Origin of the sequence: Tardiphaga sp. 768_D3_N2_1, assembly GCF_052076105.1 — a bacterium.
Taxonomy (GTDB): domain Bacteria; phylum Pseudomonadota; class Alphaproteobacteria; order Rhizobiales; family Xanthobacteraceae; genus Tardiphaga.
Genome location: NZ_CP197245.1, coordinates 1,196,236 through 1,222,037, shown reverse-complemented (window position 1 = coordinate 1,222,037; position 25,802 = coordinate 1,196,236). Strand labels below are relative to the sequence as shown.

Below are 25,802 nucleotides of genomic sequence, written 5' to 3'. Positions count from 1 at the left end.
ATTTAACTCAGTGAAGCGCTTGCTTCAGGAAACGTCCGGGCCGAAAGCCGGCGCGATCATGCCGCCAAGCATGCCCGAGGTGACATCGGCGGTGGCGCGGCCGCGGCGGGCCGGAATGGCGTCGGCTTCGACGATCTTCCAGGCGGAACGGTCAGCCATCAGGGCGCAGAGCACGGCATTGTTGAGCTTGTGGCCGCCGCGCACCGAGCGGTAGGCGCCGAGGATCGGCAGGCCGGCCAGCGCGAGATCGCCGACGGCGTCCAGCACCTTGTGGCGGGCGCATTCATCGCTGTAGCGCAGGCCTTCGGTGTTGAGCAGCTTGTCATCGTCGAACACGACGGAATTCTCGAAGGACGCGCCTAGCGCGAAACCGGCGCTCCAGAGGCGGGCCACGTCGTTCATGCAACCGAAGGTACGTGCACGGGCGATATCGCGGCGGAAGGATTCGGGATTGAGATCGAGCACGTAGCTCTGGCGGCCAATCATCGGATTGGCGAAGCTGATTTCGACTTCGGCGCGGAACCCAGCAGCGTGGGGGCGGATTTCGCCGAAGGAGTCACCGATGGCAACCTGCACCGGTTTGAGAACCTGAATGAAGCGGCGGCGGGCGCCCTGCTCCACGATGCCGGCCTGATCGATGGCGGCGACGAAGGCGGCTGCGGAGCCGTCCATGATCGGCACTTCCGGTCCATCGACTTCGATCGTGGCGTTGTCGATGCCCATGCCGCGCAGCGCAGCGAGAACATGTTCGGCGGTGGAAACGATCGGGCCTTCACGATCACCGAGCACGGTGGCAAATTCGGTGGCGATGACGGATTTGGCGGAGGCCTGGATTTCGCGATCAGCACCTTCAAGACCGGTGCGAACAAAAATATAACCTGCATCGACGGGCGCAGGTCCAAGCGTGAGGCTGACAGGCTTTCCGGAATGGACGCCTACACCGGTAACGGTGGCTTGCGATCCAAGCGTGGTCTGTCGGCTGAAAGTCATATGGTACCCACCCAAGTAACCTCTCATCATGAGAGGGACCCTCTTGATCGACCTCACGGCCTTCCAAGTCCCCGAGTCGCAGTCACATTAACCCTTGCCACAAAGTGCGCCAACTCACGCTTTCTAACCGATTGTTACCCTATCTCTGCCGCATTCTGGCCGGCGGTTAACCAAGGTTTCTAGCGGCCAGCGCACCGCCGCGCCATCCAAACAGTGACGCACGCTTAAATTAACAAATTACCATCAATAGGTTAACGCGGTTTGGCGGCTTTTGCGCCATGCCTACAAAAAAGCCCCGGTCTGATGACCGGGGCTTTCTCAACCGTCACGATTGTTACAAGCGATCAGCTCGTCTGGCGGCGCAGGAAGGCCGGGATATCCAAATGATCGTCGCCCTGTGGCGCCGGCGCAACAGGTGCCGGACGCCCGTGGGAATCAAGACCCTGCGGCGCCGGACGGCGGGCGTATTCGGACACCGGAGGCTCGTTGCCCATCTGCTGGGCGACGCTGCGCTGTGGCTTACGCTCGGGCAGCGGCGGCATCGGAGCCATCGGCGGGGCCGACGGGCGACCGGAGACCGGGGCTTCCGTTTCCTCGTCGCGGCGGCCGAGACCGACATTGGCCAGGCGCTGCAACAGCGACAAGCGCTGCTTCTGCGGTTCGTCTTCCGAATCGCCGCGGGCCTGACGGATCTCGTTCTGGGCCGGCATCGGCAGTTCCTCGAATTTCGGCATCCGCGGAGCGCGCATCGGGGCGCGTTCAGCCGACGGCGGAATGAACTGCTCGGGAAGCGGCGCCTCGACCGGGGCTTCCTGACGCGGAGCTTCCGGGAACAGCGAGGGCTTCTGTGCGATCGGGCGCACGGTCACATCGCCATATTGCTGCGGTGCGGCCGGAGCAGCGGCTTCCGGAGCCACAGCAGCGGCGATGGCGGCGAGCGCGGCACGCTCGTGGTTGGTCGCCGGCGCGCGGGGCGCGGCAGCGGGCGCCGGAGCGCCGGCAGCCTTGGCAGCCGCTGCGGCAGCGAGACGCTGGTTGTCGGCGCGGAGACGCGCGGTCAGATCGGCCAGGCGTGCATCCGGAGCGCCGTTGCCAGCGGGAGCTGCCACGGCCGAAGTCACGGTGGTGACCGGAGCCGAGGAATTGCGGGCCAGTGCAGCCTGCTCGATGCCGGTGGCGACGACCGACACGCGGATCACACCGTCGAGGCTCTCGTCGAAGGTGGCGCCGACGATGATGTTGGCGTCGGCATCGACTTCCTCGCGGATACGGGTCGCGGCTTCGTCGACTTCGAACAGGGTCAGGTCCTTGCCGCCGGTGATCGAGATCAGCAGGCCGCGGGCGCCCTTCATCGAGCTATCGTCGATCAGCGGATTGGCGATCGCAGCTTCCGCCGCGGTCAGCGCGCGCTTCTCACCGGTGGCTTCGCCGGTGCCCATCATCGCCTTGCCCATCTCCTTCATGACTGCGCGCACGTCGGCGAAGTCGAGGTTGATGAGGCCTTCCTTGACCATCAGGTCGGTGATGCAGGCAACGCCCGAGTAGAGAACCTGGTCGGCCATCGCGAAGGCGTCGGCGAAGGTGGTCTTCTCGTTGGCAACCCGGAACAGATTCTGGTTCGGGATGATCAGGAGGGTGTCGACGACCTTGTGCAGCTCGGCAATGCCGGTTTCGGCCGTGCGCATGCGGCGCTGGCCTTCGAAGTGGAACGGCTTGGTGATCACGCCGACGGTGAGGATGCCCATGTCGCGCGCGGTCTTGGCGATGACAGGTGCTGCACCGGTGCCGGTGCCGCCGCCCATGCCGGCGGTGACGAACACCATGTTGGCACCCGTGAGGTGATCACGGATCTCGTCGATCACTTCCTGGGCTGCGGCCGCGCCGACATCCGGCTGCGAACCGGCGCCGAGGCCCTGGGTGACCTGCGTGCCCATCTGCACGATGCGCTGGGCCTTCGACATGGTCAGGGCCTGCGCGTCGGTGTTGGCGACGACGAAATCGACGCCCTGCAAACCGGCGGTGATCATGTTGTTGACGGCGTTGCCGCCAGCGCCACCGACACCGAACACGGTAATACGGGGCTTCAGCTCGCTGATATCAGGAACGTTGAGATTGATGGTCATGAGGTTGCCTCTCGATTACGCGCGCGTTGTGTGGTCGTGCCAGCAGCCGGTGGCTGATGGCGTCGGATATGAAAAGAACATTGGCCGGAAAAATTTCATCAGAAGCCCTCGCGAAGCCATCGTCCGACCTTTCCGAAATAACCGTCACTGGTCCCTGTCTTGAGCTGCCGCGTATGCCGCGGTTCGACATGTTCAAGATGAGCGAATTGCGGATAGACCAAGAGACCTGACGGCACCGCGAACGAAGCGCTCTTGGCTTCGTTGGGCAGCCGGCCGAAACCGAGTGGTCGTGCAATGCGAACGGACCGTCCGAGAATCTGGCTGCCGAGTTCGGCAAGGCCCGTGAGCTGCGACGCGCCGCCTGACAGCACCACGCGTGCGCGCGGTTCTGCAGCGAAGGGCGAATCCGCCAGCCGGTCCCTGACCATCTCAAAAATCTCCTCGGCACGCTGACGCACGATGTTCGCTATCGTGGCGCGGGATACGACCTGCGGAAAATCGCGATCGTTATCACCAGCCGTCGGCACGTTCATCAGTTCGCGCGCATCGGAGCCACCCGTCAGCACCGTGCCATATAACGTCTTGATTCGCTCGGCATCCGCGATGCAAGCACCGAGTCCGCGCGCAAGATCCATGGTGATATGTTGCCCGCCGACCGCAAATCCCGACGCATGCACGAAGCGTCCGCCGGAATAGGTCGCGATCGTTGTCGTACCCGCGCCCATCTCGACGACGGCAGCGCCGAGATCGGTCTCGTCATCGGTGAGAACAGAGAGACCTGCGACATAAGGTGCCGCAGCCATGGCTTCGACATTGAGATGGCAGCGCTCGACGACCAGCATCAGGTTGCGCGCGACCGTGGCGTCCGCAGTGACGACATTCATATCGACGCCGAACTGCGAGGCGACCATGCCCTTGGGATCGCGAATGCCCTTCACGCCATCGAGCGAGTAGCCGACCGGCAATGCATGGAGCACCGTGCGGCCCGGCGGCGTCGCGTGGCGCATGCCGGTCGAGGTGACACGTGCGATATCGGAGACTGCGACGGCGCCGCCCTTGATATCGGCTGACGCTTCAATCAGTTGGCCCTGCAGGCGACCGGCCGACACCGACAGCAGCACGGATTCGACGCGAACCTTGGCCATACGTTCGGCCAGCGCCACTGCCTGACGGACGGCCTGCTCGGCCTCGCCCATATCGACGATCGCACCCGACTTCACGCCGCGCGACTGGATCTGGCTGTAGCCGATCAGCTCGACCGCATGGCTGCGGCCGCGCAGGGCTTCGTTCGGCGCGGATGGGCGCAGACGCGCGATCATGCAGGCGATCTTGCTGGTGCCGACGTCCAGCGACGCCACCAGCGCGGTGCGGTTGGCCGCCATCTGACGCGTCTTCGGCGCCTGGTTGCGATCGAGACCGGTCATGCCGCGCCAGCCTTCTTCTTGGACTTGTCTTGTGCCTTGAACAGATCTTCGCGCGCCTTCGCAGCGTCTTCCGACAGCCGTACGGTCAGCCGATCCGACAGCCGCATGTCGATGGCGACGATGTCGCGCGAGAACAGGCGGTCTTCCTTGTCGAGCTTGCTCAGCATCGCCAGCGCATTGCCGACGTCGTTTTCCGGAAGGCGAATGTCGAGGCCATCCTTCAGGCGGAGATTCCAGCGGCGCTCGCCGACGAAGATCGCCGCCTTGGTGACCGAGCGGACCTGCGGGTAACGGTCGAGCAGCGCCAGGAAATCCTTGGCGCGGCTGTCTGCGCCCTTGCCCACCACCAGCGGCAGCGACATGAAGCGGCGCGACACGTAGTTTTCGAGAACGGCTCCGTCATCGGAGATCACCGAGAGACGACCGTCCTCCTGCCACAGCGCGAACGCGGTGCGCTCGGTGACATCGATCTGCAGGCGATCCGGATACAGCTTCAGCACATTGGCGTCAGCGATCCACGGATTGGCCTTGAGCTTGTCGCGGACAACCGCAGCATCGAGGAAAAACAGCGACGAGCGACCATTGACGCCGCCAATGGCCAGGATCTCGTCCTGGGTCAGCTGCTTGCGCCCGTTGAGAATGACGGAAGCAATGCGGAAGCCCGCGGCGTTCGCCGCAGCATTGCGCGTATCCTGGAAAGCGGCGACGACTTCATCGACATGGCCGCCCTTGACCACGCCGAACGCAACGCTGCCGGCCAGCATCAACACGGTTGCGGCAATGCCGACGCGGCGCGGCACGTGGCGCTCAAGCGTTGCGATGAAGCGGTTGGTGCTCTGTTCGCGAATGACAGGCTTGGCGGCCCGGAAACGGGCCCAGAAGCGGGCGAGCGGGCTCAGCTGCTCTCGCAGCAGAATGCCTGCCCCAAGGGCAGCCATTTTCAGATCAGCTTGGGGCCTCAAGGGTCGCACCGACCGAGAGAGGCGTCCTCCACCATCCATACCACGAGCTCGTCACAGGTTACGTCCGCATTGGCGCGGGACTTAAGGCGCGAGTGACGTCTCGGTCCTGCCGGAATGGATTCAAGCCTTTGAAAAAGACCGTTTTTCCATCGATACGCGTCGTCACGGAATCCCCGCAAAGCTCACGCCTCGGCAGCCAAGCGCAACACGCGCCGCCAGCGTTAACCTTCGGCCTTCCTGGTAAACAAAGTGTAAAGGGGATGCGCGCAGGGCGCGATTTGATACGGCTGTGGAAGACTTTAGCCGAGGTGTGGCGCGCGGGCCTGATGGAACTGCGGCGCCTTTATGGCCGGCATCGCCGGGTTGCCGGAATTAACGCGCACGTAGGATGGGTAGAGCGCAGGCGCGCCGCGCCTAAGCGAAACCCATCAATGCTTGTGACGGGATGATGGGTTTCGCTTCGCTCTACCCATCCTACGGCTTACGTCACGCGCCTAACCGCCAGATCAATCTGGCCATTCAGAAAATCCACGAACGAGATCCCCTGCGCGTTCAGCGCCTTGGGATAGAGCGAGGCTTTGGTCAGACCCGGGAGCGTGTTGGTCTCGAGATAGATTGGGCCTTTGGCCGACACGATGAAGTCCGACCGCGAATAGCCGCGGCACGACATCGCCCGATGCGCCTTGACCGCGAAATCCATGATCGCTGCCGCAACCTCCGGCGTGAAACGCCCGGGGCAGATCTCCTGCGTCGACTTGGCGAGATACTTCGCCTCGTAATCGAAACCGCCATCGGCCGGGATGATCTCGATCGGCGGCAATGCGATCAGCGAGCCATCGGCCTGTTCGAGCACGGCGCAGGTGGCCTCGACACCGGCAACGAACGGCTCGATGACATAGTCCTCGGTCTTCGCAGCGTTGCGCACAGCAACGAGATCCTGCTTCGCATTGACGAATATCAGGCCGTAGCTGGAGCCATCACGCGCGGGCTTGGCGATCAGCTTGCCGTATTCGGCGAGTGCCGCTTCCATGTCGTTCAATGCGACGCCCGCCGCGATGGGCACGCCTGCGAGTGCTGCGAAACGCTTGGCGCCGACCTTGTCGAATGACAGATTGGATGATGCCGAGCCGGAACCTGTGAACGGAATGCCGCGCAGCTCGCACATCACCTGCAGCTCACCATTCTCCGCAGCGCCGCCATGCATGCCGAGTACAAGCACACGGTTCTCGGCTTGCGCCTTGTCGAGCGCCTGCGTCAGCACGCCGATGCTCTTGCCGCCGGGCTTGAAAGGATCCTCGAAAGGCCGCGCATGCGCGAGCAGCGCCGTACCCGACGTCTCGTAGACGCGGTCATCGGCATCCCAGAACCACAGATCAGCATCGGGCAGCGCGCTATGCAGCGCCTGTGCTGACGCCACCGACACCAGACGCTCCTTGTTCAGGCCACCGAACATGATGGTGATCCGCTGAGGTCTCGCCTGCTCTGTCATCGTGTCGTCTCCGAACCCATCCGCGAATCGCGCCGCTGCCGACAAGGCAATAGCATCACGTCATACGAGTCATATAATGCCCTGTCAGGGCCCGTTGCGCGAGCCCGGCCTGCAGTCCAATGGAATTGACGCCTGATGATCAGAGCCTGGCTCGAACTGAACACTTTCGGCACCTTCGCGACATTGGCGCTGCTGTATTACGGGGCAGCGGTGGTGCTTGTGGGGCTGACCTCAATGCCCTGGCTGGCGAGGCGACTGAAACCGTTCGACGGCGTGGTCGCGCCGTTCTTCTCGTCGGTGGCGATCCTGTTCGGTCTGTTGACCGGCTTTCTCGCCAACGATGTCGGCGACCGCAACCGCCAGGCGGTGCGTGCCGTACAGACCGAAGCCGGCGAACTCCGCAACGTCCATGCGTTGAGCGTGGCATCGGCATCCGACATGGCCGCAATCCGAATCGCGCTGAAGGCTTTCATCGCATCGGAAGTGAACGAAGAGTGGCCGGCGATGCTCAATGGCGAACGATCGCCGCGCACGCGCGCGGCCTATGACGACCTGCTGCGCGAGATCAGCGATCCCACGATCACGCGCGATGCGAGCGGCACGGTCCACGCCGCTCTGCTGGCTGCAACCGTCCGCGCCGGCACCGCGCGCAACGACCGGCTGAGCCTGTCGACCGATCACACCAATGATCTGAAATGGACGTCGGTGCTGTTGCTGGGACTGATCACGCAGCTCGCATTGTGCCTCGTGCATCTCGGAAAACCGCGCGCGATGCTGCTGGCATTGTCGGTGTTCGGCAGCGGCGCCATTGTCGCGCTCGGCCTGATCGCGCTGCAGGAACATCCGTTCGAAGGCGCATTCCGGGTATCGCCGGCGCCGCTGGAACGATTGCTGACGCTCAGCGACAGCGGACCGAATTCGGCATTGCCCGCGCTGCCGACACCACCCGGCAAATAATTCTCGCGGATGCAACAGGCTGTCGTTCAAGGGGTGCGCGCTGACGCTGCGCTCGCCCCGGAATGACAGCTAAACGTTTCCGATCCGCTTGATTTCCCAATGCAGGTCGATGCCCGACTGCGCCAGCACACGCGCACGCACGGTCTCGCCGAGTGTTTCGATATCGCTCGCCGTGGCATCGCCGGTATTGATCAGGAAATTGCAGTGCATCTCCGACACCTGCGCGCCGCCGACGCGCAGGCCGCGGCAGCCTGCGGCATCGACCAGCTTCCAGGCGGAATGTCCCGGCGGGTTCTTGAACGTCGAGCCGCCGGTCTTTTCGCGGATCGGCTGCGCCGTCTCGCGATGCGTCTGCACGTCTTCCATTCGCGCGCGGATCGCGGCGGAATCGGCGATCGTTCCGCGAAACTTTGCCGACGTGAAAATGATCGACGGTGAGACGCCGGAATTGCGATAGACGAATTGCATGCCGGCATTGTCGAACACATGCTTCGTGCCATCGCGGCCGATGCCTGTGGCCTCGATCAGCACATCCTTGGTCTCGTCGCCATTGGCCCCGGCATTCATCCGCAGCGCACCGCCGATGGAGCCGGGAATGCCGAAATAGAATTCGAGCCCGCCGATACCAGCCGCTGCTGCCGTCTCCGCCACGCGCTTGTCGAGTGCGGCGGTACCGGCACTGACGATATCGCCTTCGGCCGATGTTGCGCCGAAGCCGCGCGGGCTCAGCCGAATGACGACGCCTGCAATGCCACCATCGCGCACGATGAGATTGGAGCCGACGCCGACGACGGTGACGGGAATGTCACCGGGCAGCTTCAACAGGAAGTAAGCGAGATCGTCCTCATCGGCCGGCGTGAACAACACCTGCGCGGGACCACCGACGCGAAACCATGTCAGCGGCGCGAGGGATTCATTCGCAAGCAGACGCCCGCGGAGCTTCGGCATCGCGGATGTGAGATCGGGGGTGATGTCGGGGAAGGTCATGGTGTTGCTGCAAAAACAAAAGGCGTGGATGGCCGGGACAAGCCCGGCCATGACGGGGGAGAGACTAGCGTGCTATCATAACTGCTTAGCCTGACGAAATTCTGGTAGGATGCAATCATAACTCCGTCATGGCCGGGCTTGTCCCGGCCATCCACGTCTTGCGGGCTCTCACCATGGCAGGCGGTTACGTGTACTTCATGACCAACCGGCCGAACGGCATCCTGTATGTCGGCGTCACAAGCGACCTCGTACGCCGTGTCTACGAACACCGCAGCGGTTTCGTCGACGGATTCACCAGGCAACACGGCTTGAAGCGGCTGGTGTATTTCGAGCGCTTCGAAGACATTCGTGACGCCATCCAGCGCGAGCACAATATCAAGCACTGGCCGCGGGCATGGAAGGTGCGACGGGTCATGATCGACAATCCGAACTGGGACGATCTTTATCCGATCATCACGCAGTGAAGACGTGGATGGCCGGGACAAGCCCGGCCATGACGGTCTCTCCTGCTGCGTGTGGCTCGCCAACAATCCCTACCCCAGCGCCTTCAATTCGCCCGGCAGCGCATAGGCCCATTGCGTGATGTTGCCCGCACCGAGGCAGACGACCGTGTCGCCTGACTTCGCGACGCCCGCGACGAGCCCGGCCAGCGCTGCCGACTCCTGCAGCGGGATCACCTCGCGATGGCCGTGGGCGCGCAGGCCGAGCACGAAATTGTCGCGGTCGATGCCCTCGATCGGCGCTTCGCCGGCGGCGTAGACATCGGCAACGATCACGGTGTCGGCGTCGTTGAAGCAGGTGCAGAATTCCTCGAACAGCGATTGCAGGCGCGTGTAGCGATGCGGCTGCACCACGGCGATCACCTTGCCTGCGGTGCTTTCGCGCGCGGCGCGCAGCACGGCGGAAATTTCCACGGGGTGATGACCGTAATCGTCGATGATGGTGACGCCGTTCCATTCGCCGGTCTTGGTGAAGCGGCGCTTGACGCCGCCGAAGCCGGCAATGGCCTTGCGAATGGCCTCATCGGACATGCCGAGTTCATGCGCGACGGCAATCGCAGCCGTGGCATTGAGTGCGTTGTGACGACCCGGCATCGGCAGCAACAGGTTGTCGATCTCATGCGAGGTGCCGGCCTTGCGATCGCGGAACGCGACCTTGAAGCTTGAGCCGCCATTGGCGGGCTTCAGATCGACGAGGCGTGCATCGGCCTGCGGGTTCTGTCCGTAGGTGATGATGCGGCGATCCTCGATCTTGCCGACGATGCTCTGCACCACGGGGTGATCGATGCACATCACGGCGAAGCCGTAGAACGGCACATTCTCGACGAAGCTGCGGAACGCGTCCTGCACGGCATCGAAGGTCTTGAAGTGATCGAGATGTTCGGGGTCCACATTGGTGACAATGGCGACATCCGCCGGCAGCTTCAGGAAGGTGCCATCGCTCTCGTCGGCTTCGACGACCATCCACTCGCCAGCGCCGAGCCGCGCATTGGTGCCATAGGCATTGATGATGCCGCCATTGATGACGGTGGGATCGAGCTCGCCGGCATCGAGCAGCGCAGCAACCATCGAGGTCGTCGTGGTCTTGCCATGGGTGCCGGCTATGGCGACGCAGCTCTTCAACCGCATCAGCTCGGCGAGCATCTCGGCGCGGCGCACGACCGGAATGCGCTGCGCGCGCGCGGCCATCAATTCGGGATTGTCGCGCTTGATCGCGGTGGAGACCACGAGCACGTCGGCGCCCGACACGTTATCGGCCTTGTGGCCGACATGAATGGTGATGCCTTTTTCACGCAGACGGTTGACGTTCGCGCTTTCGGAGGCGTCCGAGCCCTGCACGGTGTAGCCGAGATTGCACAGCACCTCGGCGATGCCGCTCATGCCGATGCCGCCGATACCGACAAAGTGAATGGGTCCGATCTCGCGCGGCAGTCTCATGGGGATTCTCGTCTCTCGCCACGCCCGGCGCAGCGCCGGGCAGATGACTCCTTCAAACAGACGCAGATGGCCGGGACAAGCCCGGCCATGACGAAAAAGACGGAAATTTGGCTTGCGGATCAGCCGAATCCGCCGTGTGCGCCTACTCCGCCGGAGCTGGAACCGGCGCTTGTGCGCGATCCGCGCGATTGGCAATGAGCGCCACCACGACCCCGGCCAGCGGCGCCAGCGCGGCGACCCATGGCACCGCATTCAGGCCGCCATGGGCGATCACCGCACCACCCAGCCAGGCGCCGATCGCATTGCCGAGATTGAACGCGGCGATGTTGAAGCTCGATGCGAGACTCTGGCCGGCGCCCTGGGCCTGGCGCAGCACCGCCATCTGTAGCGGCGAGGCTGTCGCGAAGGCCGTGGCACCAAGCAGCGCGATCGCGATGATGACAGCGACCTGATGATGCGCAGCGAAGGAGATCAGCGCGAGCGTCACGGCGAGAGCGAGGAGGCTTCCGAACACGCTCCCCGCCGGCCAGCGATCGGCAAGACGTCCACCGGCGAGATTGCCGACGATGGCGCCGGCGCCGAACACCAGCAGGATCGGCGACACGGCAGCATCGGAAAAGCCGGAAATCTTCGTCAGGATTGGCGCGACATAGGTGAACAGCGCGAAAATGCCGATCCAGCCCAGAATTGTCGTGAGCAGGCCGAGCAGCACCTGGGGCCGCGCCAGCACTGCGAGATCCTCGGACAGCTTGCTGTGTTCTTCCGGTGCTTTCACCGGCGGGACCAGCAGCGCCACTGCAGCCATCGCAACCATTCCCACCAGCGTCACCGCGTAGAAGGTCGCGCGCCAGCCATAGCCCTGCCCGAGCCACGTGCCGAACGGCACACCGAGAATGGTCGCCACCGTCAGGCCCGCGAACATGATGGAGATCGCCGATGCCTTCTTGTTCTCGGGCACAAGACTCGTCGCCACCACGGAGCCCACACCGAAGAACGTGCCATGCGCGAAAGCCGTGAGCACGCGCGCCGCCATCAGGCTCCAATAGTCCGGCGCCACAGCGCAAGCGAGATTGCCCAGCGTGAAGATGCCCATCAGCACCAGCAGCACGGTTTTGCGCGGCCATCGATTGGTCGCGATGGTCATGATCGGGGCGCCGAGCACGACACCCAGCGCATAGCCGGAAATCAGCAGGCCCGCGGCCGGGATCGACACGCCGAGGTCACCGCCGACCTCGATCAGGAGACCCATGATGACGAATTCGGTGACGCCGATTCCGAAGGCGCCGGCGGTAAGCGCGTAGAGTGCGAGGGGCATGATCCTATCCCGTGGGTGAAACGGGCCAGATGCCCGACAACGGGAGATGTGGACCTCCTGGAATTGATGAGATAGACATGCCGAAGGCACAATATTTGTGAATTGAATTCACTCAATAGATTGAAGCCAGATGTCGCGACTGGACGTCAACCGCTCCGGCGAGATGGAAGTGTTTACCCGCGTGGTCGAGCTCGGCGGTTTTTCGACCGCGGCGCGGGCCTTCCGGATGACCCCCTCTGCCGTGAGCAAACTGGTGGCGCGACTGGAAGCGCGGCTCGGCGTGCGGCTCATCAACCGCTCGACGCGCAAGCTTCAGCTCACGCCGGAAGGCAGCGCTTTCTACGAGCGCGCCCTGCGCATTCTCGACGAGATCAGCGCGGCCGAACGCGAGGCCGCGATTGGCGCAACACCAAGCGGGTTGCTGCGCGTCAATACCAGCGTGCCCTTCGGCCTGCGTCTCCTGCTGCCGCTACTGCCCGATTTCGCCAAGCGCTATCCCGACGTGAAGGTCGAAGTCGTTCTGACGGATCTCGTGGTCGACCTTCTCGAAGAGCGCGCCGATGTCGCCATTCGCGTCGGCCCGATGCGCGAGTCACGTTTGCTGGCGCGCAAGCTCGGCGAGAGCCGGATGGTCGTGGTCGCCTCGCCCGGCTATCTCAAGGAGCGCGGCACGCCGAAGACACCTGACGATCTCGCCGATCATAACCTGCTGCGTTTCGGCTTTGCCAAATGGGAGAACGGCTGGCCATTCAAGCAACGCAACGGCGAGACAATCGCCGTGATGCCATCAGGCAATGCGCTCGTCAGCGACGGCGAAGCCATGCAGCACCTCGCCGTCGCCGGCATGGGCCTTGCGCGGCTCGCACGCTTTCATGTCGAGGCCGACATCGCAGCGGGACGGCTAGTGCCGGTGCTCGAAGCGTTCAATCCCGGCGATATTGAGCCGATCCACGCCGTATTCGTCGGCCATGGCGGACAGTTGCCGGCACGCGTGCGGGCGTTTCTGGATTATCTGGTGGAGAGGGTGAGGTTGTAGCGTTTCAACACCTCGTCGTCATGCCTCCGCTGCCCCCATCAACTGAAACGCGCTAATCGGCGGAGGCAGACCCGGCGGTTTTTCGCCCGTGAAAAATGCGGCGAGATACATCTTTCCAAGCAGATGCCTGGTCTCCAACGCATCGGGCGCCAGCCGCCCGTCACGCAAGGCCTGCTGCAATTCCGCAAGTGTAGGTGCCGAGAGGTCTGTGTCCGGCACCAAGTGCGACGCGGTCGCTACAGCGCTGAACTGGACGCCCGCATAAAACAGACGGGTAAACGCGCGCATCAGTTCGAGTCGATCGCGCAGGCTGCGATCGGGCGGGTGACCAAGCCATGCCTGCAAAAGCACCTCTTCGAGTTCAGGTGACGGCGCAAAGTTATCGAGCATGGTCGCCATGTCGACGACCGGGTCGTTGCAATAGGCCGACTCCCAATCGACCAGCCACAGACGCTCGCCATCGAACAGAAGATTGCGAGGCAGGATATCGTTGTGGCTGGAAACCGCCTCGTCGCCATTCCACGTATAGGCGTTGCGAAGGTCTGCCAAACGCTGCGTGTGGGCATCGAGCACGCCGGGCGCAAACAGATTTGTGCGGCAGACATGGGCCCATAGCCGGGCGGTGATATCTGGATAATCGACGAAGCGCCCGAACCTCGGCGTCGCTTGCAAGCGCCGCAGCATCTTTCCCAGAGCTTGCGCCAAAGCATGGGGACCGCCGGGATAGGACTGCAAGGGCTGTTCGACGATGAAGTCCATCACCGCCACGCGGGCGACCTCGTCCACATGATAGAGCCGCGGCGCGATCCCTGCCTCTGCGGCGATACGCATCGACGTATATTGGTGCGGATTGCGCAGCGGACTGGCAAGGCCCTCCATCCGCAACACGTAGCGTCGGCCGCCAGCATCCACGCGGTAGACGAACGCGCCTGAGACGCCACCCGGAACGGGTTTGATGGCGTCGATCGTCACGCGACCTAACGCGGTAGCGATGGCCGAATGCGCGGTGTCGCGTTGGGGCTCCGGGATTTTCTCCAGTTGATTGCTGTGCACTGCCCTCGCCCCGGTGTCTTACTTGCAGGCAACTTGTAGCAGGCCAACCGCTGTTCGCTAAGTGATGTCATTGCACGCGGTGTTCGTCGGCCATGGCGGACGGTTGCCTGCGCGGGTAAGGGCGTTTCTGGCTTATCTGGTGGAGACGGAGAGGCTATAGCCTCTCCGGTGTCGTCCCCGCGAAGGCGGGGACCCATAACCACGGTCGGTGTACTTAGAACGGCAGAACCATAACGACGGAATGCTAGTTATATTTCCAGCGTGTATGGGTCCCCGCCTTCGCGGGGACGACAACCGAGAGAACTCACTTAAATCTTCGCGACCTTGGCGACGAGATCCGCCAGCCGATCCGCTGCATCGAGCCGGCCGACCTTGCGTGCACCAGATGCCATTGCAGTCAGTTGCGCCGGCTCGCCGGCCAGTGCCGAGATTTCCGCTGCCAGACGATCCGGCGTGAAATCAGCCTGTGCAATGCGGAGTGCACCGCCCGCATCCGCCAGCACACCGGCATTGGCGAACTGGTCCTGATCCAGCGCGCCGGGCAGCGGCACCAGGATGGACGGACGGCCGATGGCCCCGAGTTCGGCGACGGTGCCGGCGCCGGAGCGCGAGATCACCAGTTGGCTTGAGGCGAGACGCGCAGGGAGATCGCTGAAGAATGGCGCGAGCTCGGCCTTGATCTTGAGCTTGTCATAGACCGCACGCACGCGGCTCATGTCTTCGTCGCGGACCTGCTGTGTGAGGATGAGACGATCCCACAGCGCGGGCTCGAGACGTTCGATCGCGGGTGGCACGATATCGGCCATGATGCGCGCGCCTTGGCTGCCGCCGACGACGAGCAGGCGCAGCGGCCCGGTGGGATCGGGCGCGACATAGGGTACGGCGGCGGCGGCGAGGATCGCCGGGCGCATCGGCGTGCCCGTGGTGGTGGTCTTCTTCGACAATTCGGGATCGCGGTCGAGCACGCCGGGCAGCGATGTGGCGATCGCGCTGACCTTGCCGGACAGCATGCGATTGGCGCGGCCCATCACGGCGTTGGAATCGTGGATCAGGCTGGGAATGCCGAACAGACGCGCAGCGAATAGCGGCGGCACTGTCGGATAGCCGCCGAAACCGATCACCGCTGCTGGCTTCAGGCTGCGCATGAGATTCAGCGCCATCGCGGTGCCGGCGGCAAGCATGATGGCGGTGCGCGCCAGCGCTATCGGATTGCGGCCGCGCAGCGTCTCGCTCGGCACCACATCGATCATCTCGCGCGAAAACAGCCCGCTATATTTCAGCGCCCGCGGATCGGTGACCAGACGCACGCGCAAGCCCCGCTTCATCAGCACGACGCCGAGCGCTTCCGCCGGAAACAGATGTCCGCCAGTGCCGCCCGCCGCGAGCAATATGAGGGGCGCGGTACTCATCACGCGTAAGTGCGCGCGACGTGGGCGTCGATCGCCTCGACTTCAGTGCGCGGACGCATCCGGGTCAAAGCGAGCAGCATGCCAACGCTGTAAGCCAGCGAGATCATCGACGAACCACCATAGGAGATAAAGGGCAGCGTCATGCCTTTAGCCGGGATCAGATGCAGATTGACCGCCATGTTGATCGCTGCCTGTACGCCAAACAGGATGGCGAGGCCGGAGGCCGCGAAGCGCGAGAACAGGTCTTCGGTCGCATAAGCGCGCGACATCGCGCGGATCACGATGAAGGCAAACAGGCTGAGCACTGCGAGACACAGCAGGATGCCGAACTCCTCGGCGCCCACGGCAAAGACGAAGTCGGTGTGGCTGTCCGGCAGGCTGCGCTTGGCGATGCCCTCGCCCGGCCCGAGGCCGAACCAGCCGCCATTCGAAAACGCTTCCATCGCGGTATCGACCTGGAACGTATCGCCCGAGGCGGGATCCATGAAGCGTTTGATACGGCCGGCGACGTGCGGCACCAGGAAGTAAGCCATCAATAGCCCGCCTGCCGCAGTCGCGCCGAGGCCGAACACCCAGACCATGCGCATGCCGGCAATGAAGAACAGCGACCCCCAGGCCATCAGGATCAGCATGGTCTGACCGAAGTCAGGCTGCATCACCAGCAGCGACACCAGCATCATCAGCAGCACGATGGCCATCGAGGTTGCGGGCATCTCCGGCTTGCGCGCGGATTCCGAGAACAGCCAGGCGGCGATCACGACGAAAGCCGGCTTGGCGGATTCCGACGCCTGGATGTTGATGCCGAGAATGGTGATCCAGCGCTTGGCGCCCTTCACTTCCGGCCCGATCAGCAAGGTCGCGACGATCAGCATCATCGAGAGCGCGAACACGACGAGCGCCGAACGGCGGATCTGCCGCGGCGACATGAAGGACACGCCGATCAGCACGACGACCGACGGCACCATGAACAGGATGTGCCGGTTGAAGAAGTGGAACGGATCGAGCCCGATGCGGGTCGCAACCGGCGGCGACGCCGCCAGCGACAGGATCACCCCCGCCAGCATCAGCGCGATGATCGCCGCCAGCAGCAGGCGGTCCACGGTCCACCACCATTCGCTGAGCGGTGTGCGTTGTTCGCGAGAGATCATGGGCGCGTCCTGCGGGTCGATGAACTCCTATCGATGGGCCATCGTGGTTGCCAGAGGGTTAAGAGATTGTGAAAAATTGTGGAGAATGGGGCGGGCGCCCGATCTCTCTCCACGTCATGGCCGGGCTTGTCCCGGCCATCCACGTCTTGGATACCAGCCCTGGGAAGACGTGGATGCCCGGGACGTCAAGCGAAGCCGCGCTTCGCGCTTTGCCCGGGCATGACGGAGTTTGTTGTGACGGGAGAGCTAAACCGCCCTCACCCCATCCAGCGCCAGCACCAGTTCCCGGAACCGGTCGCCGCGGATCTCGAAATTGCGGAACTGGTCGAAGGACGCGCAGGCGGGTGACAGCAGCACCACCGGCTCCGCGAGGCCCGCTTCCGCGGCGTCGCGCGCGGCATTGGCCACCGCGACATCCAGCGTCACGCTGATCTCATAGGGCACCTTGCCGTCCAGCGTCTGCGCAAAGTCGTTCGCGGCTTCGCCGATCAGATAGGCGCCGCGGATGCGCGGGAAGAATTCGGCGAGCGAGGTGATGCCGCCCTCCTTTTGTTTGCCGCCGGCGATCCAGAAAATGTGGTTGAAGGACGACAGCGCCTTGGCGGCGGCGTCGGCATTGGTGCCCTTGGAGTCGTTGACGAACAGCGTGGCGCCTTGGCGACCGACCTGCTCCATGCGATGGGCGAGGCCGGGGAACGAGCGCAGTCCCTTTTGCAGCACGGCTGGACTGACGCCCAGCGCCAGTGCCGCCGCCGAGGCGCAGGCGGCGTTTTGCGCATTGTGCAGACCGCGCAGCGAGCCGATGCCGGCGATATCGACGAGATCGCTCTGCGCACCGCCGGCATTACGGACGATGCTGCTGCCGCGGATGGTGAGGCCATTGGCCAGCGGATGTTCGACGGAGACGCGGACCACACGCTTGCCGGATTGCTCGATGCGATCGGCCGCCTTGCTGCACCAGTCGTCATCGACGCCGACGATGGCCGTTCCGCTCGCCTGCACGCTGGCGACGAGACGCTCCTTCACCGCAGCGTAATGCGCCAGCGTGCCGTGGCGATCGATGTGATCAGGCGTGACATTGAGCAGGATGCCGACGGAGGGATCGAGCGAGGGCGTGAGATCGATCTGGTAGGACGACATCTCGATCACATGAACGCGGCCAGCGCGCGGCGGCTCCAGCGACAGGATCGCGGTGCCGATATTGCCGCCCATCTGCGTATCGAAGCCGGCCTCGCGCATCAGATGCGCGATGAGTGCCGTGGTCGTGGATTTGCCGTTGGTGCCGGTGATGGCGATGAACGGCGCATCGGGCGCGTGCAGCTTGCGTTCGCGGCAGAACAGTTCGATGTCGCCGATCACCTCGACGCCTGCTGCCTTCGCAGCAACCACCGTCCAGTGCGGCGTGGGGTGCGTCAGCGGCACGCCGGGCGTCAGGATCAATGCAGCGAAACTACCCCATGCGACCGTGCGCAAGTCAGCGGTGATGAATCCGGCCTGCGTGGCTTCGACCATCTTGTCGATCGAGTCATCGCAGGCGATGACTTCCGCACCACCCGCCTGCAGCGCGTGGCACGACGCGAGGCCTGACCCGCCGAGGCCGAACACGGCGACTGTCTTGCCAGCGAAGGATGTGACGGGGATCACGCGGTCACCGCAGCTTGAGCGTGGAGAGGCCGACAAGCGCCAGCATCACCGAGATGATCCAGAAGCGGATGACGATCTGCGGTTCGGTCCAACCCTTCTGCTCGAAATGGTGATGGATCGGCGCCATACGGAACACGCGCTTGCCGGTGAGCTTAAAGGACGTGACCTGCACGATGACTGACACCGCTTCGAGCACGAACAGGCCGCCGATGACAGCGAGCACGATCTCGTGCTTCACAGCCACCGCGATCGAGCCGAGCATGCCGCCCAGCGCCAGCGAACCGGTGTCGCCCATGAAGATCGAGGCCGGCGGCGCATTGAACCAGAGGAAGCCGAGGCCTGCGCCCAGCACCGCGCCGCACAGCACCGCGAGTTCGCCGGTGCCCGCGACGTAGTTGATCTGCAGGTAATCCGAGAACACCGCATTGCCGGCGAGATAGGCGATCATGCCGAACGAGGCGGAGGCGATCATGACAGGCACGATGGCGAGACCGTCGAGACCATCGGTGAGGTTCACAGCATTGCCGGCGCCGACGACGATGAAGGCGCCGAACAGCACGAAGAACCAGCCGAAATTCACGATCACGTCCTTGAGGAACGGGATCACCAGCGATGAGGACAGCGGATCGCGGCCGAGCTTGACGAAAGCGAAACAGGCGGCAGCGGCGATGATGAACTCGATCATAAGGCGCGTACGACCGGCGAAGCCCTTGTGGCTCTGCTTGGTCACTTTCAGATAGTCGTCATAGAAACCGACGAAGCCGAAGCCGAGCGTGACGGCGAGGACGATCCAGACATAGGGATTGCGCGGATTGGCCCAGAGCAGCGTGGAGACCACGAGGCCGGACAGGATCATCAGCCCGCCCATAGTCGGCGTGCCCACCTTGACCAGATGCGACTGCGGGCCGTCGGTGCGGATCGGCTGGCCCTTACCCTGGCGCAGGCGCAGATTGTCGATGATCCAGGGTCCGAACAGGAACACGAACAGTGCGCCGGTGACCACCGCGCCGCCGGTGCGGAAGGTGATGTAGCGGAACACGTTGAACACCGGGACGGTGCCCGCAAAATCGATCAGCCAGTAGAACATTCAGTCCGCCCTATACCGCGGCGTCGTCGAGCGCGGCGTTGCCGGGAAAGCGCTTTTCGAGCGCGGAGACAATCGGTTTCATCTTCGAGCCGAGCGAGCCCTTGACCATGATGGCGTCACCGGCACGGATCGCGGAAAGCACCTGCGATTCGAGCGCCGCCGCATCCCCGGCATAGCCGCCCCGCTTGCCCGTGGAAAGGGCGTCCCAAAGGTTGCGCATCAAGGGACCACAGCAAAATACCAGATCGATGCCATTGGACTGGACCGCATCCAGCAGCCCGGCATGAAGTTTCGCGCCATCGGGGCCGAGTTCGAGCATGTCGCCGAGCACCGCGATGCGGCGGCCCTTTGGCCCGATGGCCGCTGCGCCGAGCACGTTGATGGCCGCCGCCATCGAGGCGGGATTGGCGTTGTAGCTCTCGTCGATCAGTGTCGCCTCGCCGCCTGCGACTTCCAGGATATGGCGAACGCCGCGGCCCACAGCAGGCACGACCTGCGACAGGGTCAGCGCCGCATGCGCGAGATCAGCCCCCATCAGCGACGCCGCGGCCAGCACCGCCAGCGAGTTCATCGCCATGTGGCGGCCGGGCATGCCGAGCTTGTAGGTGACATCGTGACCGAGAACGTTCGCATGCACGGCCGAACAGGTCGGATGCAGTGAGACGTCGAGCAAACGCGCCTCGGCCTTCTTGTCGGCGCCGAACGAGACGATGCGCGAGACACCGGCCTTCTTGGCGCTCTTCTGTAGCCGCGCGAATTGCGAGTTGTCGCGATTGAGGATCGCGACGCCATCGGGTTCGAGCCCGGAAAAGATTTCGGCCTTGGCGTCGGCGATGGCTTCAACACCGGCGAAGAATTCCAGATGCACCGGCTCGACGGTGGTGATGACGGCGTAATGCGGCCGCACCATCTTCACCAACGTCTCGATTTCTCCGGCATGGTTCATGCCGATCTCGAAGATCGCAAAACGCACATCGGCCGGGCAGCGCGCCAGCGTCAGCGGCACGCCCCAGTGATTGTTGAACGACGCGACCGAGGCATGAGTTTTGCCCTGCGCTTCCAACACGCGGCGCAGCGCTTCCTTCGTCGAGGTCTTGCCGACCGAACCGGTGATCGCAATCACCGGCGCCTTGAGGCGTGCACGCGAGGCGATGCCGAGTTCGACAAGACCTGCGAGGACATCCTCAACGACGAGTAGGCGCGCATCGGCGGGAAACTTGTCGCGCTGCGCGGATTCGACAACAGCGAGGGCCGCGCCGGCTTTCAGCGCAGCCTCGACAAAGGCGTGGCCGTCATGCACATCGCCCTTGATGGCGAAGTAAGCCTCGCCCGGCTTGATGGTGCGGGTATCGATGGAGATGCCGGTGATGCCTTCCGGCAGCGCGCCCTGGGTCGTGGCGTGCATCGCCTCGACCATCGCGGCCGATGTCCAAAGAAACTCGCTCATGCAGTCCTCTTGGCAAGCGCCGCTGCGGCGGCCTCGTGATCGCTGAAAGGCAGCGTGCGGGTACCGACGATCTGTCCCGTCTCATGACCCTTGCCGGCGATCAGCAGGGCATCTCCGGGCTGCAGACCTTCGACAGCCACGCGAATGGCTTCGGCGCGGTCGCCGATTTCGACGGCGCCCTTCGCAGCCGCCATGATGGCAGCGCGGATGGCTGCCGGATTCTCGCTGCGCGGATTGTCATCGGTGACGATCACGCGGTCGGCATTCTCGCTGGCGATCTCGCCCATCAGTGGCCGCTTGCCGGCGTCGCGGTCGCCGCCGGCGCCGAACACCACGACGAGTTTGCGCTTCGCATAGGGACGGAGCGCCTGCAGCGCCTTCGCCAGCGCATCGGGCTTGTGGGCGTAATCGACAAATACCGGCGCGCCATTATGCGCACCGACCTGCTCGAGACGCCCCTTGGCGCCTTCGAGATGTTCGAGCGCGGCGAAGGTCGCATCGACATCGCCGCCGGTACCGATCACCAGACCGGCCGCGACCAGCGCGTTCTCGATCTGGAATTCGCCGACCAGCGGCAGTCTGATCTGATGGCTCTTGCCGCGATGCTCAAGTGTGAGTTTCTGCGCGAAGCCCTCGACCACGGCGTCGACAAGGCGAATGCCCTCACCTGTGCCGTCGCCCTTGCGACCGACTTTCATCAAACGCAAGTGGCGCGACTGTGCGGCATGGATGACTTGCGGCGAATGCTCATGATCGGCCGCGATCACGGCGACGCCACCATCCACGACCAGATTGAGGAACAGCCGCAGCTTGGCACTGAGATAATGCGCGACGTCCGGATGGTAATCCATGTGGTCGCGCGACAGATTGGTAAAGCCGGCGGCAGAGACGCGCACGCCGTCGAGCCTGAACTGATCGAGGCCGTGCGACGATGCTTCGAGCGCGAGATGCGTCACGCCTTCGCCGGTGATCTCGTCGATCTGCTGGTGCAGCGAGATCGGATCCGGCGTGGTCAGCGAGCCATAGACCGTGCGCTTCGGCGAGACGAGACCGATGGTGCCGATGCTGGCGGAGGCATATCCAAGACGGCCCCAGATTTCGCGCGCAAAGGATGCGACCGACGTCTTGCCTGATGTCCCGGTGACGGCGGCAACAACCGCAGGCTGACGCGGATAGAATTTCGACGCCGCCAGAGCCAGTGCAAGGCGCGGATTGGGCGTGCTCACAAAAGGTACGGACAGACTATCGGGCTTGTGGGCGCCGGCGACCGCGACGGCACCTGACGCCAGCGCCTGCGCGATGAATCGCGAACCGTCGGTCTTCGCGCCTGACAGTGCGAAGAACAGATCGCCCGGTTTGACTGCGCGGCTGTCCACAGCAAGTCCGGTGACGGTGAGGTCCCTTGCGGATGGCTCCATCACGGCATCAGGGTTGAACAAATCGCGTAGTTTCATGCTGCTCCGGGCAGGCCAGATCGAGTGACAAATCGGGTTCCGCAACGCCACGCAAACCGCATTTTGCACCGGCTGTAAAGCGCAGATGCGGCGTTACTGAGTCACCTTGGATGTCGCAAGAATAAGGCGGTCGGACGGCGCCAGATCGAAGCGAGGCTCCAGACCGAGCAGCGGCGCGATACGGGCGATCACATTGCCGCCCGTCGGCACCGCATTCCAGCCCGAGGTGATGAAACCGTGGGTTTCCGGCAGCGCCTTCGGCTCGTCCAGCATCACCAGAACCTGGAATTGCGGATTGTCCATGGGCAGCACAGCGGTAAAGGAATTCAACACCTGCTTCTTCGAATAGCGGCCGTTGACGACCTTCTCGGCCGTGCCGGTCTTGCCGCCGAGATAATAGCCCTTGGCCTTGGCTTCCGCCTGCCGCGCCGAGCCGGTTTCGGCATTCAGGCGCATCATGTAGCGCACCTTGTCGCTGGTCTCTTTCTTGACGACGCGCTTGGCGATGGCCTGTGCTTCTTCCTCGGTGCGTTTCAGGAAGGTCGGCGGAATGAGCAGACCGCCATTGATCATCGCATTGACGCCCATCACCGCCTGCAACGGCGCCACGGCCATGCCATGACCAAACGCAATCGTGATGGTGTTGAGTTCGCCCCAGCGCTTCGGCACGATCGGCATCGCGCTCTCGGGCAATTCGGTACGCAGGCGGTCGAGCTGACCGACCTTCTTCAGGAACGCCTTGTGCGCCTCGACGCCCTGCCCGAGCGCGATCTTCGCGGCGCCGACATTGGACGAGAATGTAAACACTTCGGCGAGCGAGATCGGACGCGGCACCGGATGGGTGTCGTGGATCTTGAACTTGCCATAGCTGAGCGGATAGCGCGCGTCATACATCGTGTTGAGATTGGCCTTGCCCGAGTCCAGCGCCATCGCCAGCGTCAGGGTCTTGAAGGTCGAGCCCATTTCATAGACGCCCGTGGTCAGGCGGTTGATGCGATCGGGATCGTGCGCTTCCTTGGGATTGTTCGGATCGAAGTCAGGCAGCGAGACCATGGCGACGATCTCGCCGGTCTTCACGTTTGACACCAGACCCGATGCGGCCTTGGCGCTGTATTTCGCCTTGGCCTTCAGCAGTTCGTCACGCAGCGCGTGCTCGACGCGCAGATCGACGGCGAGCTCGACCGGCTTCTGCAGGCGATCGGAAGCAAAGCCCGCGCGATGCAGATCGGCAAGGCCGTTGCTGTCGAGCCATTTCTCGATGCCGGCGATGCCCTGGTTGTCGATATTGGTCAGACCGATCAGATGCGAGACCGCCGCGCCGGAGGGATAGACGCGTTTGTTCTCGCGCAGGAAGCCGATGCCGGGAATGCCCAGGCGATGAATGTCGCGCTGCTGCTGCGGCGTGATCTCGCGCTTCAGCCAGGCAAAGCCCTTTTTGCTCATGATCCGCTCGCGCACTTCTGCGCCATCGAGATCGGGCAATGCGCCGGTGAGCAATTCGACCGCTTCGTCCTTGTCGATGATGCGGCGTGGCTCGGAGAACAGCGACGGTGACTTCACGTCGGTCGCCAGGATCGCGCCGTTGCGGTCGACGATATCGGGACGTGCGGTAGCGATGGCGTCACGCGTGGCGCGACGTTCGGCATGGGTGTCGCCATTGACGGCGAACATGACGAGGCGCACGGCGATGATGCCGTACACACCGCCGAAGGCGATCATCGCAAGGCCGACGCGCGCGCGCGCTTTCGCCGCGCGATCGACATTGCGCCCGTAGAGCAGACTGCGGATCAGGCGCTGGCGCCAGGGCTCCGGCGGCCGTTCGATTGGTTTGTTCGGGTCGAGCGGTTGACCTGTCACTGCGGATCCTCCGGCGCCGGCAGCGAACCGGTCACGATATCCGGATCGATGGTGTGGATCATCGCGCCGATCGGATCGGGCTCACCCGGCTTGGCGAAATTCGGCGGCCGATCCGGCAGGTTCTTCAACGTGTCGAATTGCTGCGCCGTCATCGGCTGCAATTTGAGATGTCGCTCGGCCAGGCCCTGCAGCCGCATCGGCGCGTCGAGCTTGGCCCATTCCGCACGCAACCCGGCGATGGCGTCGCGCTGCTCGCGAATATCGGCGTGCAGGCGCAGCACTGCCTCGGTGCGCACCGTGGATTCCATCTTGATGCGATAGACATAGGCGGCGGCGAAGACGAGCACGGCGATGACGAGAAGGTGGATGATCCGCATGGTCAGCCTCCCCTCATCACGGAAGCGAGCGTCGGCCAGCCCGGCAACGGACCAGCGTCCTGTGCCGGCGCATCGGTGCGTTCGGCGCCGCGCAGCTTCGCAGAGCGCGCGCGCGGATTGGCCTTGAGTTCTTCATCGCCCGCAATGATCGGACGCTTGTTGACGAGCGAGAAACGCGGCTTCGATTGGGCGACCTCCGGCAGATGCCGCGATCCGCCGCCGGTCTTGCTGCGCTCGGTCATGAAATTCTTGACGATGCGGTCTTCCAGCGAATGGAACGAGACCACCGACAGCCGGCCGCCCGGCTTCAGCACGCGCTCGGCAGCGGCGAGCGCGGTGTGGAGTTCATCGAGCTCCGCATTGACGAAGATGCGCAGCGCCTGGAACGTGCGCGTCGCCGGATGGATTTCGCCGGGCTTGGCCCACACGACTTTCTGCACGATATCGACGAGTTGCTTCGTCGTCTCGATCGGCGCTTCCTTGCGTGCCGCGACGATCGCACGGGCAACAGAGCGGGAGTGCCGCTCCTCGCCGAAGATGTAGATGATATTGGCGAGATCGGCCTCGGAGGCTTTCGCCACCACATCAGCCGCGGTCGGACCATGCTGGCTCATGCGCATGTCGAGCGGGCCGTCGAAGCGGAACGAGAAACCGCGGTCGGCCTGATCGAGCTGCATCGACGACACGCCGACATCCATCACAACGCCGTCAACCAGTGGCGCGCCTTGCGCAGCACACACGTCGGCGAGATTGGAGAAACGATCCTCGACCAGCGTGAGACGACCGCCAGATGCGTCGACGAGATCGAAACCGCCGGCAATCGCCGTCCGGTCGCGATCGATGGCGATGACGCGGGTTCCTTCCGTCGCGAGGATCGCGCGGGAGTAACCGCCGGCGCCGAACGTGGCATCGACATAAATACCACCGGCGCGCGGGTTCAGCATGGCGACGGCTTCAACGCCGAGAACGGAGATATGTCTTGTATCGGGCGTACTCATGCGCGCGCCCACCGGAGCCACGCAGACGGCGCGTTCCATTCCTTCGCATCGAGGCGCAAAATCAAACTGGACACGAACAGGCCCATGTCGCCTCAACTGTCGGCGCGA

The 25,802-nt window shown here is 63.8% G+C and carries 21 protein-coding genes and 1 pseudogene; 3 read left to right on the top strand and 19 right to left on the bottom strand.

The features are described from left to right. Nucleotides 1-24 precede the first annotated feature (24 nt). The 6 genes and pseudogenes from lpxC to AB8A27_RS05630 form a co-directional block, all read right to left on the bottom strand. Nucleotides 25-990, bottom strand: coding sequence for a UDP-3-O-acyl-N-acetylglucosamine deacetylase (gene lpxC / locus AB8A27_RS05655; protein ID WP_441241062.1), 966 nt, complete (start codon nt 988-990; stop codon nt 25-27). A gap of 344 nt (nt 991-1,334) precedes the next feature. Continuing rightward, nucleotides 1,335-3,113 carry a cell division protein FtsZ gene (gene ftsZ, locus AB8A27_RS05650; RefSeq protein WP_441241061.1) on the bottom strand — a complete coding sequence of 593 codons (1,779 nt, stop codon included), beginning with the start codon at nt 3,111-3,113 and terminating at the stop codon, nt 1,335-1,337. Between the two features lie 98 nt (nt 3,114-3,211). Next, complete coding sequence (gene ftsA, locus AB8A27_RS05645) at nt 3,212-4,537, bottom strand: cell division protein FtsA (protein ID WP_441241060.1); 1,326 nt, start codon at nt 4,535-4,537, stop codon at nt 3,212-3,214. Further along, on the bottom strand, nt 4,534-5,538 hold the full coding sequence (locus AB8A27_RS05640; protein WP_441241059.1) for a cell division protein FtsQ/DivIB: 1,005 nt from the start codon (nt 5,536-5,538) through the stop codon (nt 4,534-4,536). Before AB8A27_RS05640 ends, ftsA begins: the two co-directional genes overlap by 4 nt. 118 nt (nt 5,539-5,656) lie before the next feature. Further along, nucleotides 5,657-5,763, bottom strand: a pseudogene (locus AB8A27_RS05635) (D-alanine--D-alanine ligase); the annotation flags it as partial. A gap of 217 nt (nt 5,764-5,980) precedes the next feature. Further along, the gene (locus AB8A27_RS05630) at nt 5,981-6,988 is read right to left on the bottom strand and encodes a D-alanine--D-alanine ligase family protein (RefSeq protein ID WP_441241058.1); all 1,008 of its coding nucleotides are present in this window, start codon (nt 6,986-6,988) and stop codon (nt 5,981-5,983) included. 135 nt (nt 6,989-7,123) lie between these two features. Here AB8A27_RS05630 and AB8A27_RS05625 point away from each other — a divergent pair, with 135 nt between their 5' ends. Beyond that, nucleotides 7,124-7,945, top strand: a complete 822-nt coding sequence (locus AB8A27_RS05625) for a DUF4239 domain-containing protein (RefSeq protein WP_441241057.1) — start codon at nt 7,124-7,126, stop codon at nt 7,943-7,945. 69 nt (nt 7,946-8,014) lie between these two features. Here AB8A27_RS05625 and murB read toward each other — a convergent pair whose 3' ends face one another. Then, nucleotides 8,015-8,932, bottom strand: a complete 918-nt coding sequence (gene murB / locus AB8A27_RS05620; RefSeq protein WP_441241056.1) for a UDP-N-acetylmuramate dehydrogenase — start codon at nt 8,930-8,932, stop codon at nt 8,015-8,017. A gap of 128 nt (nt 8,933-9,060) precedes the next feature. On the opposite strand from murB, the gene AB8A27_RS05615 reads away from it, so the two are divergent. Further along, nucleotides 9,061-9,396, top strand: a complete 336-nt coding sequence (locus AB8A27_RS05615) for a GIY-YIG nuclease family protein (RefSeq protein WP_441241055.1) — start codon at nt 9,061-9,063, stop codon at nt 9,394-9,396. A 69-nt stretch (nt 9,397-9,465) separates the two neighbouring features. Here the strand turns inward: AB8A27_RS05615 and murC are convergent, their stop codons facing one another. Both murC and AB8A27_RS05605 read right to left on the bottom strand, forming a co-directional pair. After that, nucleotides 9,466-10,869, bottom strand: a complete 1,404-nt coding sequence (gene murC / locus AB8A27_RS05610) for a UDP-N-acetylmuramate--L-alanine ligase (RefSeq protein WP_441241054.1) — start codon at nt 10,867-10,869, stop codon at nt 9,466-9,468. Nucleotides 10,870-11,011: 142 nt separating this feature from the next. Continuing rightward, nucleotides 11,012-12,184 carry an MFS transporter gene (locus tag AB8A27_RS05605; RefSeq protein ID WP_441241053.1) on the bottom strand — a complete coding sequence of 391 codons (1,173 nt, stop codon included), beginning with the start codon at nt 12,182-12,184 and terminating at the stop codon, nt 11,012-11,014. A gap of 130 nt (nt 12,185-12,314) precedes the next feature. Here AB8A27_RS05605 and AB8A27_RS05600 point away from each other — a divergent pair, with 130 nt between their 5' ends. Next, nucleotides 12,315-13,220, top strand: a complete 906-nt coding sequence (locus tag AB8A27_RS05600) for a LysR family transcriptional regulator (protein WP_441241052.1) — start codon at nt 12,315-12,317, stop codon at nt 13,218-13,220. A gap of 18 nt (nt 13,221-13,238) precedes the next feature. Here AB8A27_RS05600 and AB8A27_RS05595 read toward each other — a convergent pair whose 3' ends face one another. The 10 genes from AB8A27_RS05595 to rsmH form a co-directional block, all read right to left on the bottom strand. Further along, the gene (locus tag AB8A27_RS05595) at nt 13,239-14,192 is read right to left on the bottom strand and encodes a phosphotransferase (protein WP_441241051.1); all 954 of its coding nucleotides are present in this window, start codon (nt 14,190-14,192) and stop codon (nt 13,239-13,241) included. Between the two features lie 389 nt (nt 14,193-14,581). Beyond that, the gene (gene murG / locus AB8A27_RS05590) at nt 14,582-15,682 is read right to left on the bottom strand and encodes an undecaprenyldiphospho-muramoylpentapeptide beta-N-acetylglucosaminyltransferase (protein WP_441241050.1); all 1,101 of its coding nucleotides are present in this window, start codon (nt 15,680-15,682) and stop codon (nt 14,582-14,584) included. Next, complete coding sequence (gene ftsW, locus AB8A27_RS05585) at nt 15,682-16,830, bottom strand: putative lipid II flippase FtsW (RefSeq protein ID WP_441241049.1); 1,149 nt, start codon at nt 16,828-16,830, stop codon at nt 15,682-15,684. Before ftsW ends, murG begins: the two co-directional genes overlap by 1 nt. Before the next feature lie 246 nt (nt 16,831-17,076). Beyond that, the gene (gene murD / locus AB8A27_RS05580) at nt 17,077-18,474 is read right to left on the bottom strand and encodes a UDP-N-acetylmuramoyl-L-alanine--D-glutamate ligase (RefSeq protein ID WP_441241048.1); all 1,398 of its coding nucleotides are present in this window, start codon (nt 18,472-18,474) and stop codon (nt 17,077-17,079) included. A gap of 4 nt (nt 18,475-18,478) precedes the next feature. Then, on the bottom strand, nt 18,479-19,561 hold the full coding sequence (gene mraY / locus AB8A27_RS05575; RefSeq protein ID WP_092151048.1) for a phospho-N-acetylmuramoyl-pentapeptide-transferase: 1,083 nt from the start codon (nt 19,559-19,561) through the stop codon (nt 18,479-18,481). A 10-nt stretch (nt 19,562-19,571) separates the two neighbouring features. Further along, the gene (locus AB8A27_RS05570; RefSeq protein ID WP_441241047.1) at nt 19,572-21,008 is read right to left on the bottom strand and encodes a UDP-N-acetylmuramoylalanyl-D-glutamyl-2,6-diaminopimelate--D-alanyl-D-alanine ligase; all 1,437 of its coding nucleotides are present in this window, start codon (nt 21,006-21,008) and stop codon (nt 19,572-19,574) included. After that, the gene (locus AB8A27_RS05565; protein WP_441241046.1) at nt 21,005-22,462 is read right to left on the bottom strand and encodes a UDP-N-acetylmuramoyl-L-alanyl-D-glutamate--2,6-diaminopimelate ligase; all 1,458 of its coding nucleotides are present in this window, start codon (nt 22,460-22,462) and stop codon (nt 21,005-21,007) included. The genes AB8A27_RS05570 and AB8A27_RS05565 overlap by 4 nt, the downstream gene beginning before the upstream one ends. A 93-nt stretch (nt 22,463-22,555) precedes the next feature. Then, on the bottom strand, nt 22,556-24,319 hold the full coding sequence (locus AB8A27_RS05560) for a peptidoglycan D,D-transpeptidase FtsI family protein (protein ID WP_441241045.1): 1,764 nt from the start codon (nt 24,317-24,319) through the stop codon (nt 22,556-22,558). Continuing rightward, nucleotides 24,316-24,696, bottom strand: coding sequence for a cell division protein FtsL (ftsL, locus tag AB8A27_RS05555; RefSeq protein ID WP_092151039.1), 381 nt, complete (start codon nt 24,694-24,696; stop codon nt 24,316-24,318). The genes AB8A27_RS05560 and ftsL overlap by 4 nt, the downstream gene beginning before the upstream one ends. A gap of 2 nt (nt 24,697-24,698) precedes the next feature. Then, nucleotides 24,699-25,694 (bottom strand): 16S rRNA (cytosine(1402)-N(4))-methyltransferase RsmH, encoded by a 996-nt coding sequence (gene rsmH / locus AB8A27_RS05550; protein WP_441241044.1) that lies wholly within the window; start codon nt 25,692-25,694, stop codon nt 24,699-24,701. Nucleotides 25,695-25,802 lie beyond the last annotated feature (108 nt).

What these genes read in the sequence shown, in the direction of transcription:
- lpxC (WP_441241062.1), bottom strand. Translation starts at nt 990, where the DNA reads ATGACTTTCAGCCGACAGACCACGCTTGGATCGCAAGCCACCGTTACC.
- ftsZ (WP_441241061.1), bottom strand. Translation starts at nt 3,113, where the DNA reads ATGACCATCAATCTCAACGTTCCTGATATCAGCGAGCTGAAGCCCCGT.
- ftsA (WP_441241060.1), bottom strand. Translation starts at nt 4,537, where the DNA reads ATGACCGGTCTCGATCGCAACCAGGCGCCGAAGACGCGTCAGATGGCG.
- AB8A27_RS05640 (WP_441241059.1), bottom strand. Translation starts at nt 5,538, where the DNA reads ATGGATGGTGGAGGACGCCTCTCTCGGTCGGTGCGACCCTTGAGGCCC.
- AB8A27_RS05630 (WP_441241058.1), bottom strand. Translation starts at nt 6,988, where the DNA reads ATGACAGAGCAGGCGAGACCTCAGCGGATCACCATCATGTTCGGTGGC.
- AB8A27_RS05625 (WP_441241057.1), top strand. Translation starts at nt 7,124, where the DNA reads ATGATCAGAGCCTGGCTCGAACTGAACACTTTCGGCACCTTCGCGACA.
- murB (WP_441241056.1), bottom strand. Translation starts at nt 8,932, where the DNA reads ATGACCTTCCCCGACATCACCCCCGATCTCACATCCGCGATGCCGAAG.
- AB8A27_RS05615 (WP_441241055.1), top strand. Translation starts at nt 9,061, where the DNA reads ATGGCCGGGCTTGTCCCGGCCATCCACGTCTTGCGGGCTCTCACCATG.
- murC (WP_441241054.1), bottom strand. Translation starts at nt 10,869, where the DNA reads ATGAGACTGCCGCGCGAGATCGGACCCATTCACTTTGTCGGTATCGGC.
- AB8A27_RS05605 (WP_441241053.1), bottom strand. Translation starts at nt 12,184, where the DNA reads ATGCCCCTCGCACTCTACGCGCTTACCGCCGGCGCCTTCGGAATCGGC.
- AB8A27_RS05600 (WP_441241052.1), top strand. Translation starts at nt 12,315, where the DNA reads ATGTCGCGACTGGACGTCAACCGCTCCGGCGAGATGGAAGTGTTTACC.
- murG (WP_441241050.1), bottom strand. Translation starts at nt 15,682, where the DNA reads ATGAGTACCGCGCCCCTCATATTGCTCGCGGCGGGCGGCACTGGCGGA.
- ftsW (WP_441241049.1), bottom strand. Translation starts at nt 16,830, where the DNA reads ATGATCTCTCGCGAACAACGCACACCGCTCAGCGAATGGTGGTGGACC.
- mraY (WP_092151048.1), bottom strand. Translation starts at nt 19,561, where the DNA reads ATGTTCTACTGGCTGATCGATTTTGCGGGCACCGTCCCGGTGTTCAAC.
- AB8A27_RS05570 (WP_441241047.1), bottom strand. Translation starts at nt 21,008, where the DNA reads ATGAGCGAGTTTCTTTGGACATCGGCCGCGATGGTCGAGGCGATGCAC.
- AB8A27_RS05565 (WP_441241046.1), bottom strand. Translation starts at nt 22,462, where the DNA reads ATGAAACTACGCGATTTGTTCAACCCTGATGCCGTGATGGAGCCATCC.
- ftsL (WP_092151039.1), bottom strand. Translation starts at nt 24,696, where the DNA reads ATGCGGATCATCCACCTTCTCGTCATCGCCGTGCTCGTCTTCGCCGCC.
- rsmH (WP_441241044.1), bottom strand. Translation starts at nt 25,694, where the DNA reads ATGAGTACGCCCGATACAAGACATATCTCCGTTCTCGGCGTTGAAGCC.